The sequence below is a fragment of the Variovorax sp. 05L425 genome (assembly GCF_056397705.1).
This window is the reverse complement of record NZ_JBFTNY010000007.1, coordinates 48,060-62,491: the sequence shown is the minus strand read 5'-3', so window position 1 is coordinate 62,491 and position 14,432 is coordinate 48,060. Positions and strand designations below refer to the sequence as shown.

The following is a 14,432-nucleotide window of genomic DNA, read 5'->3' as shown; positions in this document are numbered from 1 at the left end:
AGTGACCGGTCCGGCCACCGACTTCGCCACGCTGCCGCTTTCGCCAGAAACACTGGCGAACCTGACGCAGCTTGGCTACCTGCAGATGACGCCTATCCAGGCGGCCAGCCTGCCGGTGGCGTTGCTCGGCAAGGACCTCATCGCACAAGCCAAGACAGGCAGCGGCAAGACGGCCGCGTTCGCCCTGGCGCTGCTCGCCAATCTCAATCCGCGGCGCTTCGCGGTGCAAGCCATGGTGCTGTGCCCCACGCGTGAGCTGGCGGACCAGGTGACGACGGAAATCCGCCGTCTCGCGCGAGCCGCTGAAAACATCAAGGTGGTCACCCTGTGCGGCGGCGTCGCACTGCGCGGACAGCTCGCCAGCCTCGAGCACGGTGCGCACATCGTGGTCGGCACGCCCGGCCGCATCATGGATCACCTCGATCGCGGCAGCCTGAACCTCGAAGCGCTCAACACGCTGGTGCTCGACGAAGCCGATCGAATGCTCGACATGGGCTTCTTCGACGACATCGCCAAGGTTGCGCGCCTGTGCCCCAAGGAGCGGCAGACGCTGTTGTTCTCGGCCACCTACCCCGAAGGCATTGCCAAGCTCAGCGCGCAGTTCATGAGGACGCCACAGCAGATCACGGTCGAGGCGCAGCACGACGACACCAAGATCCGCCAGCGCTGGTACCAGGTCGAGGACAGCGACCGGCTGCACGCCGTCAGCCTGTTGCTCAACCATTTCCGTCCGCTCAGCACACTCGCCTTCTGCAATACCAAGCAGCAGTGCCGCGAACTGGTCCAGGTGCTGCAAGCCCAGGGCTTCAGCGCATTGGCGTTGTTCGGCGAGCTGGAGCAGCGCGAGCGAGACCAGGTGCTGGTCCAGTTTGCCAACCGCAGCTGTTCCGTCCTGGTTGCCACCGACGTCGCTGCGCGCGGACTCGACATTGCCCAGCTCGAAGCGGTGATCAACGTCGATGTGACCCCCGACCCCGAGATCCACATCCACCGCATCGGCCGCACAGGCCGCGGCGACGCAGAAGGCCTGGCGCTGAGCCTCGCCAGCATGGACGAGATGGGCAGCGTCGGGAAGATCGAGCAGTTGCAGGGCCGCGAATCCGAATGGCATCCGCTGTCAGAACTCACCGCCGGCCAATCGGGCGATGCGCCCCCCCTACGGCCGCCGATGGCCACGCTGCAGATCATCGGTGGCCGCAAGGAGAAGATCCGCGCCGGCGACGTGCTGGGCGCGCTGACCGGCGAGGCCGGCTTCACCCGCGAGCAGGTCGGCAAGATCAACGTCAACGAGTTCTCCACCTACGTGGCGGTCGACCGGCGCATTGCGCGCGAGGCTGTTCACAAGCTTTCCACCGGCCGCGTCAAGGGCAAGACCGTCAAAGTGCGGCTGCTCGATGATGTGGCTTAATTACGTCCTTCGATTTCTTTTCACCAGAGCTTTCCATGCCCAAGAAAATCCGCACCGAGGCAGACCGCATTGCCACTCCCAAGCCCGTTCCGATGCCCGGCTACAGCCTTCCCAAGATGGGTGGCGGCCAGAAGGTGAGCCTGGAGCGCGGCACCGCGACCCGCAGCAAGAAGCACCCGGGCAAGCGCGCCAAGAAGGGCGGCTGACCGGGCAGCCGGGTCCGTTGCGCCAACGCGCGCAGCAATCCCCCTGAAACGCGCCTCCGGGCGCGTTTTTCATTGGATCTCTCGCACTCCATGTCCGACGACTACCAGATCGACATCCCGCCCTCGTTCTTCGCGGTCTACACCGATGCGAGGCAACGCCTCAGCGAGCCGATTGCCGTCGTCCGCTCGCGCTACGAGGTGTGCGAGGACCTTGCCAACCATCTGGTGCAGCACGCCCAGGTGCTGCACCACGTCGAAGTGCCTTCCGAAGAAGAAATCCTGCTGCGGATTCATGCGGGCCTGAACTCGCCCGATGCCGGTGTGTCGCGCGCCGAAGCGATATGGATCGTGCGTCGTCTCGCCGAACTTCTCGGATGGGCCTGCCCGCCGATGGACGACGCGCCTAGCCCATAAGGGGGCTCAGGCCGCCGGGCGCTTCGTCTTCGCCGCTGCCTTCGTCCGTGCGGGAGGCATCTCGCTCATCGGTGGAAAGGGCGGCAACGGTCGGAGGGCCACGGCCTTCGCTTCCGCATGACCCATGCCGAGGCCTCGCAGAACGCAGTTCGCCACATCGCGGCCGTGATTTGCAGGCGCCGCACCGTAGGCCACCGTGCGCATCGCCTGCTGCACGGTTCCGTTGATCATGTCCATGGCCGCCGTTTCGCTGGGCACCCGAAAAGCCTTCTGCTTGACGCCGAGACGAAGGTCGGCCAGCGCGTAGTCGCGGATCTCGATGAGGAGTTGCGGCGCGGCGGCCGCGATCTCCAGCATCATCAGCGCCCATTGCGGGCTTTCTTCGGCCAGCCAGATGTAGCGCCGAATGCCGATGGCCATGCGCTGGGCGCCTTCCTGGACACCTTGCTGGCTGTCCGTGATCCGGCGGCACAGCGTGTCGGCCAGGAGCAGTGCCACCGCGCTTGCCAATTCTTCCTTCGTCTTGAAGTGGTTGTAGACCGTGCCAGTCGTCATGCCCGCGACCGCCGCGATTTCCTGCACCGTCGCTTCGACGTAGCCGCGCGCACCGAAGACCTTGATTGCGGCTTGCACCAGCAGCACGCGGGTGCGCTCGCGCTTGAGCAGGCCGGGCTGCGCCCGCCACACACTTTCGGCCAGGGCCTCTGGCAAAAGCGATATTGACGCCTCGCCAAAATTTACGCCATCATCCATTTTTGGATATCCAATGCAATTTTGAAGCACCCGTCAATTTAGCAGGAGTTAGCCATGTCTCCCAATCTCCGCCTGGGCCATCTGGTCTTTGAGGTACGCCGCCGTTCGCGCGTGACCACGGCGTGGCACGCGAAGGAGGCTGCATGAGGACCTCGCCGGGCAAGCGGTGGCTCAAGCGCATCGCCGTGGCGCTCGCGGTCTTGATCGCTCTCGCTTCGGCAGCGCTCTTCGCCGGCGACCAACTGGCGCGGCAGAAGATGCAGCGCAAGGTCGACGTGGCCGTGAAGGGCGTTCCATTTCGCGACGACGCGGCCGCGATCGAACGCGGGCGTTATCTTTTCGCGTCCCGTGGCTGCGTCGATTGCCACGGGGCCAAGGCGAGCGGCGCGATGTTCCTCGACGACGGCAAGGGCATGCGCATCGCCGGGCCCAACATCAGCCCCGGTCCCGGCAGTGTGGTCGTGGGCTACAAGCCGGAGGATTGGGAGCGTTCGATCCGCCATGGCGTCAATCCGCAGGGCAGGGCGCTGATGGTCATGCCGAGCGAAGACTACAACCGGCTGACTGACGACGACCTCGCCTCGCTGGTGGCCTACCTGCGTCACATCGAGCCCGCCACCGGCGGCGGTCCGGTGATCGAACTGCCTTTGCCCGTTCGCGTCTTTTACGGCTTCGGTTTGATGCACGACGCCGCGGCGAAGATCGATCACTCGCGCCCGCCCGAGCAACCCGTGCCCGATGGCGTGACGGTCGTTCATGGCGCCTATGTGGCGAACATGTGCCTCGGATGCCACGGCGCCAAGCTCAACGGCGGCAAGATCCCGGGTGGTCCGCCCGACTGGCCGGCGGCAGCCAACCTCACGCCGGGCGAGGGATCCGCAATGTCCCGCTACCCGGACGCCGAAGCGTTCGCACGCCTCTTCAAGACCGGCACCCGGGCCGATGGCACGCCCGTCAAGGTCATGCCCTTCGGCTCCCTGCGCGAGATGAGCGATATCGACGTGCGAGCGCTGCATCTCTATCTGAAGACGCTGCCGCCGATGCCGCACGGCTGACGACGCCAGTCGTGGCTTTGCGGGTTGGCCGCAGCGACCGCAAGCCCTACGATGACGCCATCGCCAGACGGAGTCCCCACATGAGCAACGAGTTGCGCAACAAACTGCACGAGCTGCAAGAGCTTTCGAACAACGCTCCCGACCCGCAGACGCGGGCGCTTATCGAAGCGCTGCGGCTTCAGACCGCCATCCTGAACGAGCGCTTGTTCCGCATCGAGCTTCAGCTCACCGAGGCCGCCAAGCGCTCCGACCCTGCCTGAGGCCGCCGGGTCGGCCGTTCAGCCGCGGTGCTCGGCGTTGCGCTTGCGCGTTGCCGCGGCCTTCTTGGCCGATGTCGAGCGTTGGGCAGCCGTGCGGGAGGCCGACGCGGCGCCGCCCAGGCGGCCACCCTTGTGGGCCGGCGCATGGTTCTCCGCCTTGCCCCGGCCGGCGCCACTCTTCTTGCCGCCGCCGGTTTCGGCATTCACGGTCGCCCACGCGCGGCGCTCCGCCTCCGCCTTGCCGACCCCGCGGTGCTCGTAGCCGCTTTCAATGTGTTCGGCCTGGCGTTTCTGCTTGCCGGTGTACGACGATTTATCACCCCTTGGCATGCCGTGCTCCTTGTGCGTTGGGATATCCCATGTTTCGCAGTGCGCACGGCCGTCGGGTAGGAGAGCGCGGGCGATGCGCGTCAGCCGGCACTTTCACGGGCATTTCTCGTTGGCCGGGTACGCGCCGCGAGGTGGCCGTTCGGCTGCTTCCTACACCTCGCGGTTCACGCTACCTTTAAGCTTTCGAATGCCTCAAGGAGACTGTGTGAAACGCCAAAAACGCCAGAACATCGCAGCGGTCGCGGGCCTGTCCGTGGTGGTCGGCTTTGTCGCGGGCACGGCCGGCTATGCCGCCCTCCGGCTCCGGCAATCGGCCCGTCGGGCACGAACGGGCCATCCCTTCGACCGGCAAGCACGGCCCGAGGGCGCCCGCCTGCTGATCGTCGGAGACAGCACGGCCAAGGGAACCGGTGCGAGCGACCCCGAATACAGCCTGCCCGGACTGCTGGCGCGCGCCAACCCGACGCTCACGGTGGTCAACAAGGGCACCCACGGAGCGCGCTTCGCAAACATCGCGCAACAGCTCGAAGAGGACGAGCGCTTCGATGCGGTGCTGGTGCTCGGCGGCGCCAACGACCTTTTCCACCTTGCCGGCGAGGCCGCGCTGCGCGACAGCGTCCGCCGCGTCGCGCAGCGCGCGCGGGTTTGCGCGGATCTGGTGGTCTTCATGCCACCCGGCAACCTGGGGAACGCACGATTCTTCCTGCCGCCCTGGAGCTGGTTGATGCGCTACCGCTCGCGCAGGCTCCATGCCATCGTCTCCGAGGCGGCGCAGGCCAACGGCGCCCACTACGTTTCTCTCTACGAGGAGCGCGACTACGACCCCTTCGCACGGCATCCCGACCGGCTGACCGCACGGGACGGCCTTCATCCGAGTGACGCAGGCTACGAGCTCTGGCAGCGCGAGCTCGAAACGCAGGTCCAGCTCTCAGCCAGGTTGCGCAAGATCGGGCGCAGCGCCAGCGTGCGTGGGCCGAGCTTCTGAGCGGTCGCGTCTCAGCGTTCGGCGGCGAACATCGGCTGCACCTGCCACCACGCGGGCAGCAGCTCGCGGATCTCCCGCCGCGCAAACCGGTCGTCCAGCAGATACAGCACGCCAGCATCGGTCTCGGTGCGGATGACGCGGCCCGCCGCCTGCACGACCTTTTGCAGGCCGGGGTAGACGTAGGTGTATTCGTAGCCATCGCCGAAGAGGGTCTGCATTCGCTCGCGCATGACCTCGTTGGGTTCGTTGTGCTGCGGCAAGCCCAGGCTGGCGACGAAGGCGCCGACGAGCCGATCACCGGGCAGGTCGACGCCTTCGCCGAAAGCGCCGCCCAGTACGGCGAACCCGATGCCCCGACCGCCGGCCACGAAGCGGGCCAGGAAGGCATCGCGATCCGCCTCGCGCATGCCACGCGACTGCGACCACACCGCAATCCCGGGGTGGCGGTCGGCAAAGGCCTCCGATGCGCTCGCCAGGTAGTCGAAGCTGCTGAAGAAGGCGAGGTAGTTGCCGGGCCGATCGGCGAACTGGCTGGCGATGATGTCGGTGAGCGCCGTCAGCGAACGGTCGCGGTCGCGGAGGCGGGTCGAGACATCCATGGCGACGCGCACCGTCAATTGCTCGCTGCGGAAGGGCGATCCCACGTCGAGCGTGGCCGTGTCTTCCGGCAGCCCCAGCGTGTCGCGATAAAAGGCGAAGGGCGCAAGCGTGCCGGAGAAGCAGGCCGCCGAGTTGCAGTCTGCGAAGCGGCTCTCGAGGAAGGGCGCGGGCACAAGATTGCGGATCGCCAGGCCGCGCGCGCCGTCGTCGCCCACGCTGCATTCGAAGACCGAATGCTTGCCGAAAGAATCGGCAAGGCGGGCAAAGCGAAGCAGGTCGAAGAAGCACTCCTGCAGCCACCCTTGCGCATCGTCCGGCCGCGCCGTGAAGTGCTCGGCCATCGTGCCGACCGCATCCTGCAGCGCGCGTTGGAAGCGTTCCGGGATCTCGTCACGCGCTTCGTAGGCGGCGACCTGGTCTCTCTGCAGTAGCTGCCATTCGCGCTGCAACTGCCCGAGCACCTTCTTGATGAAGGGCGGGGCCTTGCCGCGCACGGCATCCACGGCCGACGCTTCGAGTTGCGCGGAATACATGCCGCGCGCGCGATCCAGCAGGTTGTGCGCCTCGTCGACCAGCAGCGCGACGCGCCACTCTTCCTCCTTCATCAGCCCGAAGAGGAAGGCGCTTCCGTCAAAGTAGTAGTTGTAGTCGCCGACGATCACATCGCTCCATCGCACCATTTCCTGGGCCAGGAAGTAAGGGCAGACCTCGTGCGCCAGTGCGATGCTTCGCAGCGCCGCGCGATCCAGCCACGCGTCCTGCGCGGCCTCGCGGCGCGCCGCTGGAAGCCGGTCATAAAAACCGCGCGCCAGCGGGCAGGCCTCGCCGTTGCATGCGCGGCCGGGGTACTCGCAAGCCTTTTCGCGCGCAGTGAGTTCGAGCACGCGCAGCGGCGCACGCTCGCGGTCCAGCGTTCGCAACGCATCCAGCGCAATCGACCGGCCTGACGTCTTGGCGGTGAGGAAGTAGATCTTGTCCAGCTTCTGCGCGGGCCGTGCCTTGAGCAGGGGGAAGAGGGTGGCGACCGTCTTGCCGATGCCCGTGGGCGCCTGCGCGAGAAGGCAGCGCCCCGAGACCGCGGAGCGATACACCGCCTGCGCCAGATCGCGCTGTCCCGCGCGGAAATCACCGTGGGGGAAGCTCAGCGTGCCGAGCGCCTCGTCGAGTTGCGTGCGGTGGTCGGCTTCCTGCTCGGCCCACGAGAGGAAGCGGCTGCAGAGCATCTCGAAGTGCTCGCGCAGGCCTTCGCGCGTGCAGGCCTCTTCCAGCACCACCTCCCGTTCCGTGCCGAGGTCGAGGTAGACAAGCGCCACTTCGACCCGCTCCAGCGCGTCACGCTCGCAGAGCATCCAGGCGTAAGTGCGGGCCTGTGCCCGGTGCAGCGCGCGATGGTTGGCCTTGATGGCCTCGAAGTCGCCGCGGAAAGTCTTGATCTCCTCGACACGCCGGCGGTGCGGCTCGTAGCCGTCGGCGCGTCCGCGCACCTGCAGCCGCTCGTACTGCGATGCGAGCGTGATCTCGCTTTCGTAGCTCGGGCCTCGACGGGCCTGCACCATGCGATGGCCCGCCTGACCTTCCTGCGCGCTCGGCCCCGGAACGAAGCGCAGATCGAGGTCGCCGGCCTTCGCGGCAAAAGCGCAGAGCGTCTTGACCGAAACCGTGAACGCTGGCGATGAAGAAATTGCGGCGGCCATGAGGCTGGATGTGTACTCTCCAGCGTGTCAGGACACTGGATGAACGTGCACATGTTAGCGGCGCGGGGCGTGGATCTTTCGCAGCGCATCGCCAACACGCGCGCAGCAAACCCGGAGGCATCTCCATGGCCCACCTACTCTCCGTTTGCGTCGGACTTCCTCGCGACATCGAATGGCGTGGAAGGACCGTGCATACCGGCATCTGGAAGGAGCCCGTGCCGGGTCGTCGGCGCGTCCGGCGGCTCAACGTCGACGGCGACGGCCAGGGCGATCTCGACGGCCACGGCGGCGAGCAGCGGGCCGTCTTCGTCTATCAGATCGCGTCGTATCGCTACTGGGAACAACGGCTGGGCCGCAGCGATTTCACACACGGGCAATTCGGCGAGAACTTCACCATCGAGGGATTGCCCGACGACGAGGTCTGTATCGGCGACCGCTATCGGATCGGGACTGCCCTGTTCGAGGTGACCCAGCCCCGGGTCACCTGCTACCGCGTCGGGATTCGCACGAACGAACCTCAAATGGCTGCGCTCCTGACCTCCAGCAGGCGGCCGGGCTTCTACCTGCGCGTCATCGAGGAAGGCGAGGTCGGTGCCGGCGACGCCATCCTGCCCGTCACTCGAGGCTCGGAGCGCATGACCGTTGCCGAGGTCAGTGCGCTGCTGTATTCGTCGCACCATCCTCGCGACCAGCTCGAGCGGGCGCTGCGAATCCCGGCTCTGTCGCCCGGCTGGCGTTGGTCCTTCGAGGAAGTGATTCGAAGCCAGGACGCCCACCCAGGCGCGACAGGCAATGCAGGTCTGGCACCAGCCTCGGCAGCGCGGACGGCAGCGCCCGGGTTTCGGCCACTGCGGGTTTCGGGGATCGCGCATGAATGCGTGGATGTGATCTCGTTGTCGCTGCAGCCGGTGAATGGAGCGCGGCTCACGGCGCCACTCGCGGGCCAATTCGTCGTAATGCGTTTGCGGCCGAAGGCCGAGGGTCCGCTGCTCTACCGGAGCTATTCGCTGTCCGGACCTCTCTCCGACGACCACTATCGCATCAGCGTCAAGGTCGAGCCACACGGCGCCGCGGGCGGCTACCTGAACAGCAGTGTTCGCGCCGGCGACATCATCGAGGTCAGCGAACCGAGAGGCAGCTTCACCTTGCAGCCTGGAGATGGGCCGGTGGTGCTCTTGAGTGCGGGCATCGGCGCGACGCCGGTACTGGCCATGCTGCACAGCCTGGCTGAGAACGCTTCGCCTCGGGAGGTCTGGTGGCTGCACAGTGCGCGCAACGGCAAGTCGCATTCCTTCGCCACGGAGGTGCGGCAACTTCTGGGCGCGCTGGCTCGTGGGCGAAGTCACATCTGGTACAGCCGACCCGATGCGGACGATCAGGAGGGGCAGCACTACGACTCGACGGGGCGTCTCGGGATCGATGCCTTCCAGGCGCTGCACGTACCGCGAGATGGCGACTTCTATCTCTGCGGGCCGTCGAGTTTCCTCGCCGACCTGATGGCAGGCCTGGCCGCCTGGGGCGTGCCTGCGGGCCGCATCCATTCCGAGGTGTTCTCTGGTGGCCCTTCGCTGACGCCCGGCGTGGTCACAGGCCCGGTGCGCGCACCCCATCCGCCGGAGGGCGCTCCCGGCGCGGGGCCTCTGGTGTCCTTCGCGCGCAGCGGCCTTACGGTCCGATGGCGTTCAGTGCAGGACCGGAGCCTGCTTGAACTGGCGGAGGCATGTGACGTGCCGGTCCGCTGGTCATGCCGCACCGGCGTGTGCCACAACTGCGAGAGCGGATTGATCTCCGGGGCCGTCGTCTATGAGCCCGCTCCGTTGGACCCACCAGCGGAGGGAAACATCCTCGTCTGCTGCTCCCAGCCGAAGGGTGACCTGGTGATCGACATCTGAGCACTGGCGAGACCTCACTTCATGGGAGTCATGCGATGCACAAAGAAAAGGTTGGCGAGGTCACCGCACATCGGCTGGGCGCATTTTCGGACGCGGTCATCGCGGTGATCATGACCGTGATGGTGCTGGAACTGAAGGCTCCGGAAGACCCGGCGTTCTCTGCCCTCTGGCCCCTGTGGCACACGGTCGTCAGCTATGCCGTGAGCTACCTGTTCATCGCCATCATCTGGATCAATCACCACTACCTCATGACCCTCGTGGGGCCTCCGACATTGCGGCTGATATGGATCAACTTCGCCCATCTGTTCATGGTGTCGTTCCTTCCGTTCGCAACCGCATGGATTGCCCGCACCCAGCTCGCCTCGGCGCCCGTCGTGTTCTACGCGGCGCTCTTCGTGTGCGTGGACATTGCCTACAACGTCTTCGAGCGGGAGGTATTGACGGGAGCCGACGCAGCGCAAGTGCCTGCCGCGGCGCGGCGCGCGGCTCGGCGCCGTTCGCTCACGGTGCTCGCAGTCTTCGCGACCGCAACTTCGGTCGCCTTCGTCGCGCCACGCTTCGCCTTCGGGCTGATATGCGGGGCCTTGCTCCTGCACTTGCGGCCTGACCTCCGTGCCGCTCGGAGGTGATGGGCTTCACCGCTCAACTCTGCGGGAGAGCGGGATCTGACGCCGCGCGGTGTGAAGACTCTCAAGGCGTTTTGGCACCCGCCGGCAGCACGTATCCGTCGTTCAAGGTCTTCAGGAACACGACCACGTCCTGGATGTCCTCGTCGGACCACACCGGCTTGTCGCCCTTCTTCTGCGTCAGCGGAGGGTCGATGTGGTCGACGTTGTCCTGCAGTTGCGGCGGCAGGTCATCGAACTGCTGATTGCCACCGGGATGCGGATACCACTTGTGCGGCATGGCATCGCGCTCCACGTAGAAACGCAGCGCCTCGTCCAGGTCATGGAAACGTCCGTTGTGGAAGAAGGCGCCGCGCGTCGCCACGTTGCGCAGGGTGGGCGTCTTGAACAGGCCGCAATACTTCTTTTCGTCGCTCTGGTTGGTGCGCACGGGGCCGCACAGCCCGAGGTCGTAGTAGCGGGCGTCCGCGTTGGCGGGGATTTCCGGGTTGCGGGGCACGCCGAGGGCCTCGAAGCTGAAGTCGGTGAGCAGCGGGTGCGCACCGTTGGCGCCAGGTTCGATGATGTGGCAGGCCACGCAGTTGCCGCCGTCCCGATCCTTGAACAGTTTCAGGCCGCGCGTTTCCTGCTCGTTCAACTCGACCTTTCCGTCGAGGTAGAAATCGAACTTGCTGTCGTAGGGTTGGAAGCTCGGGTCATCGAGCTGGAAGCGCTGCAGGGCCTGACCCAGCGCGGCAAGCGCCGCGTCAGGACGGGAAAGGATGTCGTCGCCAAACACCTTGCGAAAGCGCGCCGCGTAAGGACTCTTGGACAAGCGTTGCGCGACTGCCGCAGCGTTCGCGTTGGCCATTTCATTGGCGGCCAGCAGCGGAAAGGCGGCTTGCGCGGCCATCGTGTCGAAGCGGCCATCCCAAGTGAATCCACCCACCGGCACGTGGTCGGTCTCGGTCATCCGCTCGCGCGGGTTGCCGATGTAGGTATGGCTCCAGATTGGCGTTCGCCGCAGGTAGCGAAGCGAAGGAACAGCCCGCGTGCCGGCATCCTTCATGTCGGCACCGCCCAGTTGCACGGCCAGTGAATTGGGCGGGCCGTAGGCGTGGTCGGGACTGTGGCAAGTCGCACACGACATGCGCCCCGACGCCGAGAGAGAAGGATCGAAGAAGGCCAGCCTCCCGATCTCGGCCATGTCCTTGTTGGACGGCGCAACGGCCACGGCCCCTGGTTCGGGGCCGCGGCTGCAGGCGACCACGCAAAGCATGATCGCCGCAAAAAAGGCGGCCCTCGCCGCCTTGCTCCCAAGCATCCTCACTGCAGGCTGGTGAAGATGTCGCTGCCGAAGGGCACGAGGTTCTTGTCGTCGGCGTAGCCCAGGTACTCCTTGGTCTGGAAGATGTCCTCCAGGCTCTTGAGCAGGGAATAGTGGTTGTACTGCACGTCGCTGACAGTGCCCGGCTTGATCCACTTCGACAGCAGCACCGCGCCAGTGCGGTCGCCACCCACGCCCACATAGTGCAGGTTGTATTGCAGGTTTGCGCCCGCCGGGAGGAACTGATCGTCAGGACGCGTCACGTTGGGGCCGGTCTGCTGACCGCAGCACGAAGCACCGGGCAGGTTCAAGGTGACCGTCGTCATGTGGGTGACCGGATCGGTCGCCTGGCCCGCCGGCACGATGTCGGCCGACTCGTCGAAGTTGATGATGATGAGTCCGTCCTGCTGGTAGGCGGGCGAATTCTGGATGATCGGGACCCACTTCTTCAGGAACGCATCGATGGAGGCCAGGCCGCCAGGAGCACCGGTCACACAGCCCTTGCCCGCAGTACCGGTCCCATCGCCGTCGTGGCCGTCGTCGCACAGGTTGGGCGTGACGAACACGAAGTTGGGCGTGGTGTCGATCGACTTCAGGTCGTTTTCCAGATTGGCGTCCAGGTTCACCACGTGCTTGTCGCAGTAGTCTTGGTCGTCGATGATCGAGTGGAAATAGACGAAGGGGTTGTGGCGGGTCGCGTACTGGTCGCCCTTCGGCACATCGGCAGTGGGCGCCTGGGCCGATTGGGTGTTGTCGATCGCGCCGATCTTCGGATGGCCGCAGGTGACGGATTCACGGGTCGGGTCGTTACCCATGTCTCCCATATAGCCCTTCCAGGTCACGCCGACCGTGTCGAGCTGGTTGGGGAGCGTCTTCACTTCCTTGGGATAGACGCAGCCCTTGCCGTCCTTCGTCTTGAGCACCTTGGGATTGGCGAAATCCCAACCGTCCGCGACTGCGTCATTGAAGCCCTGGAAGCAATCGCTCTCGGTCTCCTTGGTGGAGGGCTGGCCGCTCATCATCGCGATGTAGTTGTCCAGGCTGACGTGACCCGTGCCGTAGTACTGGCTCAGCAATGCGCCCTTCGTCGCGAGATCCTTCAAGAACGGATCCTGCGTGCTCGTTCCAAAGGTGTCGGCGAAATTCTTGTTCTCCATCGTCAGCACGAACACGTGCTTGATGGATTGCTGGGTGACGGGCGGCACCGTCGGCTGTTGGGTTGCAGGCGTGGTCGACGCAGGCTGCTGGTTTCCGGCTGCCGCTTGCTGGAGAGCAAGCGCGGTCAACGCGTCGTTATTGCTTCCGCCGCCTCCGCATGCGCTGATGGTGACCACGGCTGCAAGCGCGGCGACAGAGGTCAGCGCGCAGGCGACCCGACGCACTGTCCAGCGTTTGCTGGAAAAGATCTCGAACATGAAGGAGGTTTCCCCGTGAAGCGATCAAGCGCCGCTGGCGCAGATCGATGTAGTTGATTGGGCGCGACGCCCGCTTTTTGGTTTCGTTTGGAAGCGTAAGAAACCCATGTGACCGACCCGTGACATCGGGCGCACTGAAGCGGATAGTCATCATTCGTCATTGACATGGATCTGTCATGACGCCGTCACACGCGCCGCGATCGCTACATGCTCTCTGGGCATTCGACCGAATCATCGAAGCCCATGTGATGCACGAACGCCTCCACCCGTTGCCGTGGCATTTCCATCCGGTTCACATTCGAGTCCGCATCGCCGAACCCCATCGCCATGCCACACACGGTGAGTTCGTCTGGCCCCATTCGCAGGTGCCGCGCGATGACCTCATGGAAAGGCGCGAACGAGACCTGCGGACAGGTGTCGATCCCTCGCGCCTTCGCAACGATCATGACGCTCTGGATATACAGGCCAAGGTCCAGCCAGCTGTGGCGATTGAGGCGTGCGTCGATGCTGAAGATCAGCCCCACGGGCGCGCCGAAGAAGCTGTAGTTGCGTTCGGTCTGCGCCGCGCGGGCAAGGGTATCTTTCCGGCCGATGCCCAGGGCGCCGTAGTAGCGGGCGGCGAAGTCGGCCTGATGCGCGCATAACCCGCTCGGCAGTGGGTCGGGGAAGTGCGAGGGCGGAGGAAAATCGCCCCGCCGAAAGGCCGCCACGAGGTCACAGCTCAATGCCTTCAACGGGGCGCCCGTCAGCACGTGGACGCCCCAGGGCTGGGTATTGGAGTTGCTCGGCGCGGCGCCGGCCACTTGCAGGATGTCCAGCACGGCGTCTCGCGACAACGGGTCTGGCCGGTAGGCCCGCACCGATCTGCGCGACCGCAAGACCTCGTCCACACAGCGACTCGCCGCGGACTGCTGCTTCACCCTGGCTCCTCAGGCCTGCGGCGCAGGGTGATAGGCGATGCGCCCCGCGGGAAGGAAGAACAGCGCAATCACGGCACCACCTTTCGCCTCCGGATAGTGATGGCTTCCGGGCGCCGGCGCGGTCCAGCCGGCCTCGCACCAGCCATTGGGTCCGTTGAGTGCTGCGCCTGGGTTCAGGGGCACGACCATGTTGAGCTCGCCGTAGGGGTGCGCGTGGTATTGGCCGCGGTAGGTGTTCCCGGGGTTGCCCTGCGTGTTGTCGGTGCTGTCCATGTACACCGCCGTGACGCTGAAATACCGCGTGCCCTCCGAGGGGTCCGCGATGCGACTGCGGCGGTAGATCGAGCCGTCGAGTTCGACGTTCGCGGCCCAGCCGTCGCGCACGCCTTGCTTCACCAGTCGCGCAAGCGTCTGGTACAGCTCGCTGTCCGGCCCGCAGTGCTGGTTCAGCCATCGTTCGGTCTCGGTGCCGGCTGTCATGTCCTTCACGTCTTCGAGAAAACGAATGCTGCGCTCGATCAGTGCTTCACGGTCTGCGTTGAGTTCATCTTTCATCATCATGGTCACC

General features: G+C 65.6%; 15 protein-coding genes. 8 read left to right on the top strand and 7 right to left on the bottom strand.

Features of this window, described 5'->3' with window-relative positions:
- Position 1: 1 nt before the first annotated feature.
- The 3 genes from dbpA to AC1DN9_RS10255 all read left to right on the top strand — a co-directional run bounded on the left by dbpA (position 2) and on the right by AC1DN9_RS10255 (position 2,028).
- On the top strand, positions 2-1,408 hold the full coding sequence (gene dbpA, locus AC1DN9_RS10265; protein ID WP_478099709.1) for an ATP-dependent RNA helicase DbpA: 1,407 nt from the start codon (positions 2-4) through the stop codon (positions 1,406-1,408).
- Between the two features lie 35 nt (positions 1,409-1,443).
- Entirely contained in the window at positions 1,444-1,614 is a 171-nt protein-coding gene (locus AC1DN9_RS10260; RefSeq protein WP_478099707.1) for a hypothetical protein, read from the top strand.
- A 90-nt stretch (positions 1,615-1,704) separates the two neighbouring features.
- Positions 1,705-2,028 carry a hypothetical protein gene (locus AC1DN9_RS10255; RefSeq protein WP_478099705.1) on the top strand — a complete coding sequence of 108 codons (324 nt, stop codon included), beginning with the start codon at positions 1,705-1,707 and terminating at the stop codon, positions 2,026-2,028.
- A 6-nt stretch (positions 2,029-2,034) separates the two neighbouring features.
- On the opposite strand, the gene AC1DN9_RS10250 is transcribed toward AC1DN9_RS10255, so the two are convergent.
- A complete protein-coding gene (locus tag AC1DN9_RS10250; protein ID WP_478099703.1) occupies positions 2,035-2,739 on the bottom strand; it encodes a TetR/AcrR family transcriptional regulator in 705 nt (234 codons plus the stop codon).
- A 185-nt stretch (positions 2,740-2,924) separates the two neighbouring features.
- On the opposite strand from AC1DN9_RS10250, the gene AC1DN9_RS10245 reads away from it, so the two are divergent.
- Together AC1DN9_RS10245 and AC1DN9_RS10240 are read left to right on the top strand one after the other, a co-directional pair.
- Positions 2,925-3,836 (top strand): c-type cytochrome, encoded by a 912-nt coding sequence (locus AC1DN9_RS10245; protein ID WP_478099701.1) that lies wholly within the window; start codon positions 2,925-2,927, stop codon positions 3,834-3,836.
- An 80-nt stretch (positions 3,837-3,916) separates the two neighbouring features.
- Complete coding sequence (locus tag AC1DN9_RS10240; protein ID WP_478099699.1) at positions 3,917-4,096, top strand: hypothetical protein; 180 nt, start codon at positions 3,917-3,919, stop codon at positions 4,094-4,096.
- An 18-nt stretch (positions 4,097-4,114) separates the two neighbouring features.
- On the opposite strand, the gene AC1DN9_RS10235 is transcribed toward AC1DN9_RS10240, so the two are convergent.
- A complete protein-coding gene (locus AC1DN9_RS10235) occupies positions 4,115-4,426 on the bottom strand; it encodes a plasmid stabilization protein (RefSeq protein ID WP_478099696.1) in 312 nt (103 codons plus the stop codon).
- 205 nt (positions 4,427-4,631) lie between these two features.
- Between AC1DN9_RS10235 and AC1DN9_RS10230 the strand changes: the two genes are divergently transcribed.
- Entirely contained in the window at positions 4,632-5,411 is a 780-nt protein-coding gene (locus AC1DN9_RS10230) for an SGNH/GDSL hydrolase family protein (protein ID WP_478099694.1), read from the top strand.
- An 11-nt stretch (positions 5,412-5,422) separates the two neighbouring features.
- Here the strand turns inward: AC1DN9_RS10230 and AC1DN9_RS10225 are convergent, their stop codons facing one another.
- The gene (locus AC1DN9_RS10225; protein ID WP_478099692.1) at positions 5,423-7,705 is read right to left on the bottom strand and encodes a helicase C-terminal domain-containing protein; all 2,283 of its coding nucleotides are present in this window, start codon (positions 7,703-7,705) and stop codon (positions 5,423-5,425) included.
- A 125-nt stretch (positions 7,706-7,830) separates the two neighbouring features.
- Here AC1DN9_RS10225 and AC1DN9_RS10220 point away from each other — a divergent pair, with 125 nt between their 5' ends.
- Positions 7,831-9,597 (top strand): MOSC domain-containing protein, encoded by a 1,767-nt coding sequence (locus AC1DN9_RS10220; protein WP_478099689.1) that lies wholly within the window; start codon positions 7,831-7,833, stop codon positions 9,595-9,597.
- A gap of 35 nt (positions 9,598-9,632) precedes the next feature.
- Positions 9,633-10,226: a TMEM175 family protein gene (locus AC1DN9_RS10215; protein ID WP_478099687.1), complete on the top strand. Its 594-nt coding sequence runs from the start codon at positions 9,633-9,635 to the stop codon at positions 10,224-10,226.
- 61 nt (positions 10,227-10,287) lie between these two features.
- Here the strand turns inward: AC1DN9_RS10215 and AC1DN9_RS10210 are convergent, their stop codons facing one another.
- The 4 genes from AC1DN9_RS10210 to AC1DN9_RS10195 all read right to left on the bottom strand — a co-directional run bounded on the left by AC1DN9_RS10210 (position 10,288) and on the right by AC1DN9_RS10195 (position 14,422).
- Positions 10,288-11,481, bottom strand: a complete 1,194-nt coding sequence (locus AC1DN9_RS10210; protein ID WP_478100019.1) for a cytochrome-c peroxidase — start codon at positions 11,479-11,481, stop codon at positions 10,288-10,290.
- A 47-nt stretch (positions 11,482-11,528) separates the two neighbouring features.
- The gene (locus AC1DN9_RS10205; protein WP_478099685.1) at positions 11,529-12,944 is read right to left on the bottom strand and encodes an alkaline phosphatase family protein; all 1,416 of its coding nucleotides are present in this window, start codon (positions 12,942-12,944) and stop codon (positions 11,529-11,531) included.
- Positions 12,945-13,147: 203 nt separating this feature from the next.
- On the bottom strand, positions 13,148-13,834 hold the full coding sequence (locus AC1DN9_RS10200; protein WP_478100017.1) for a nitroreductase: 687 nt from the start codon (positions 13,832-13,834) through the stop codon (positions 13,148-13,150).
- 39 nt (positions 13,835-13,873) lie between these two features.
- Entirely contained in the window at positions 13,874-14,422 is a 549-nt protein-coding gene (locus AC1DN9_RS10195) for a 4-hydroxylaminobenzoate lyase (protein ID WP_478100015.1), read from the bottom strand.
- Positions 14,423-14,432: the final 10 nt, after the last annotated feature.

Coding starts and splice junctions, on each gene's coding strand:
- AC1DN9_RS10260 (WP_478099707.1), top strand. CDS start 1,444: ATGCCCAAGAAAATCCGCACCGAGGCAGACCGCATTGCCACTCCCAAG.
- AC1DN9_RS10255 (WP_478099705.1), top strand. CDS start 1,705: ATGTCCGACGACTACCAGATCGACATCCCGCCCTCGTTCTTCGCGGTC.
- AC1DN9_RS10245 (WP_478099701.1), top strand. CDS start 2,925: ATGAGGACCTCGCCGGGCAAGCGGTGGCTCAAGCGCATCGCCGTGGCG.
- AC1DN9_RS10240 (WP_478099699.1), top strand. CDS start 3,917: ATGAGCAACGAGTTGCGCAACAAACTGCACGAGCTGCAAGAGCTTTCG.
- AC1DN9_RS10235 (WP_478099696.1), bottom strand. CDS start 4,426: ATGCCAAGGGGTGATAAATCGTCGTACACCGGCAAGCAGAAACGCCAG.
- AC1DN9_RS10225 (WP_478099692.1), bottom strand. CDS start 7,705: ATGGCCGCCGCAATTTCTTCATCGCCAGCGTTCACGGTTTCGGTCAAG.
- AC1DN9_RS10220 (WP_478099689.1), top strand. CDS start 7,831: ATGGCCCACCTACTCTCCGTTTGCGTCGGACTTCCTCGCGACATCGAA.
- AC1DN9_RS10215 (WP_478099687.1), top strand. CDS start 9,633: ATGCACAAAGAAAAGGTTGGCGAGGTCACCGCACATCGGCTGGGCGCA.
- AC1DN9_RS10210 (WP_478100019.1), bottom strand. CDS start 11,481: ATGCTTTGCGTGGTCGCCTGCAGCCGCGGCCCCGAACCAGGGGCCGTG.
- AC1DN9_RS10205 (WP_478099685.1), bottom strand. CDS start 12,944: ATGTTCGAGATCTTTTCCAGCAAACGCTGGACAGTGCGTCGGGTCGCC.
- AC1DN9_RS10195 (WP_478100015.1), bottom strand. CDS start 14,422: ATGATGAAAGATGAACTCAACGCAGACCGTGAAGCACTGATCGAGCGC.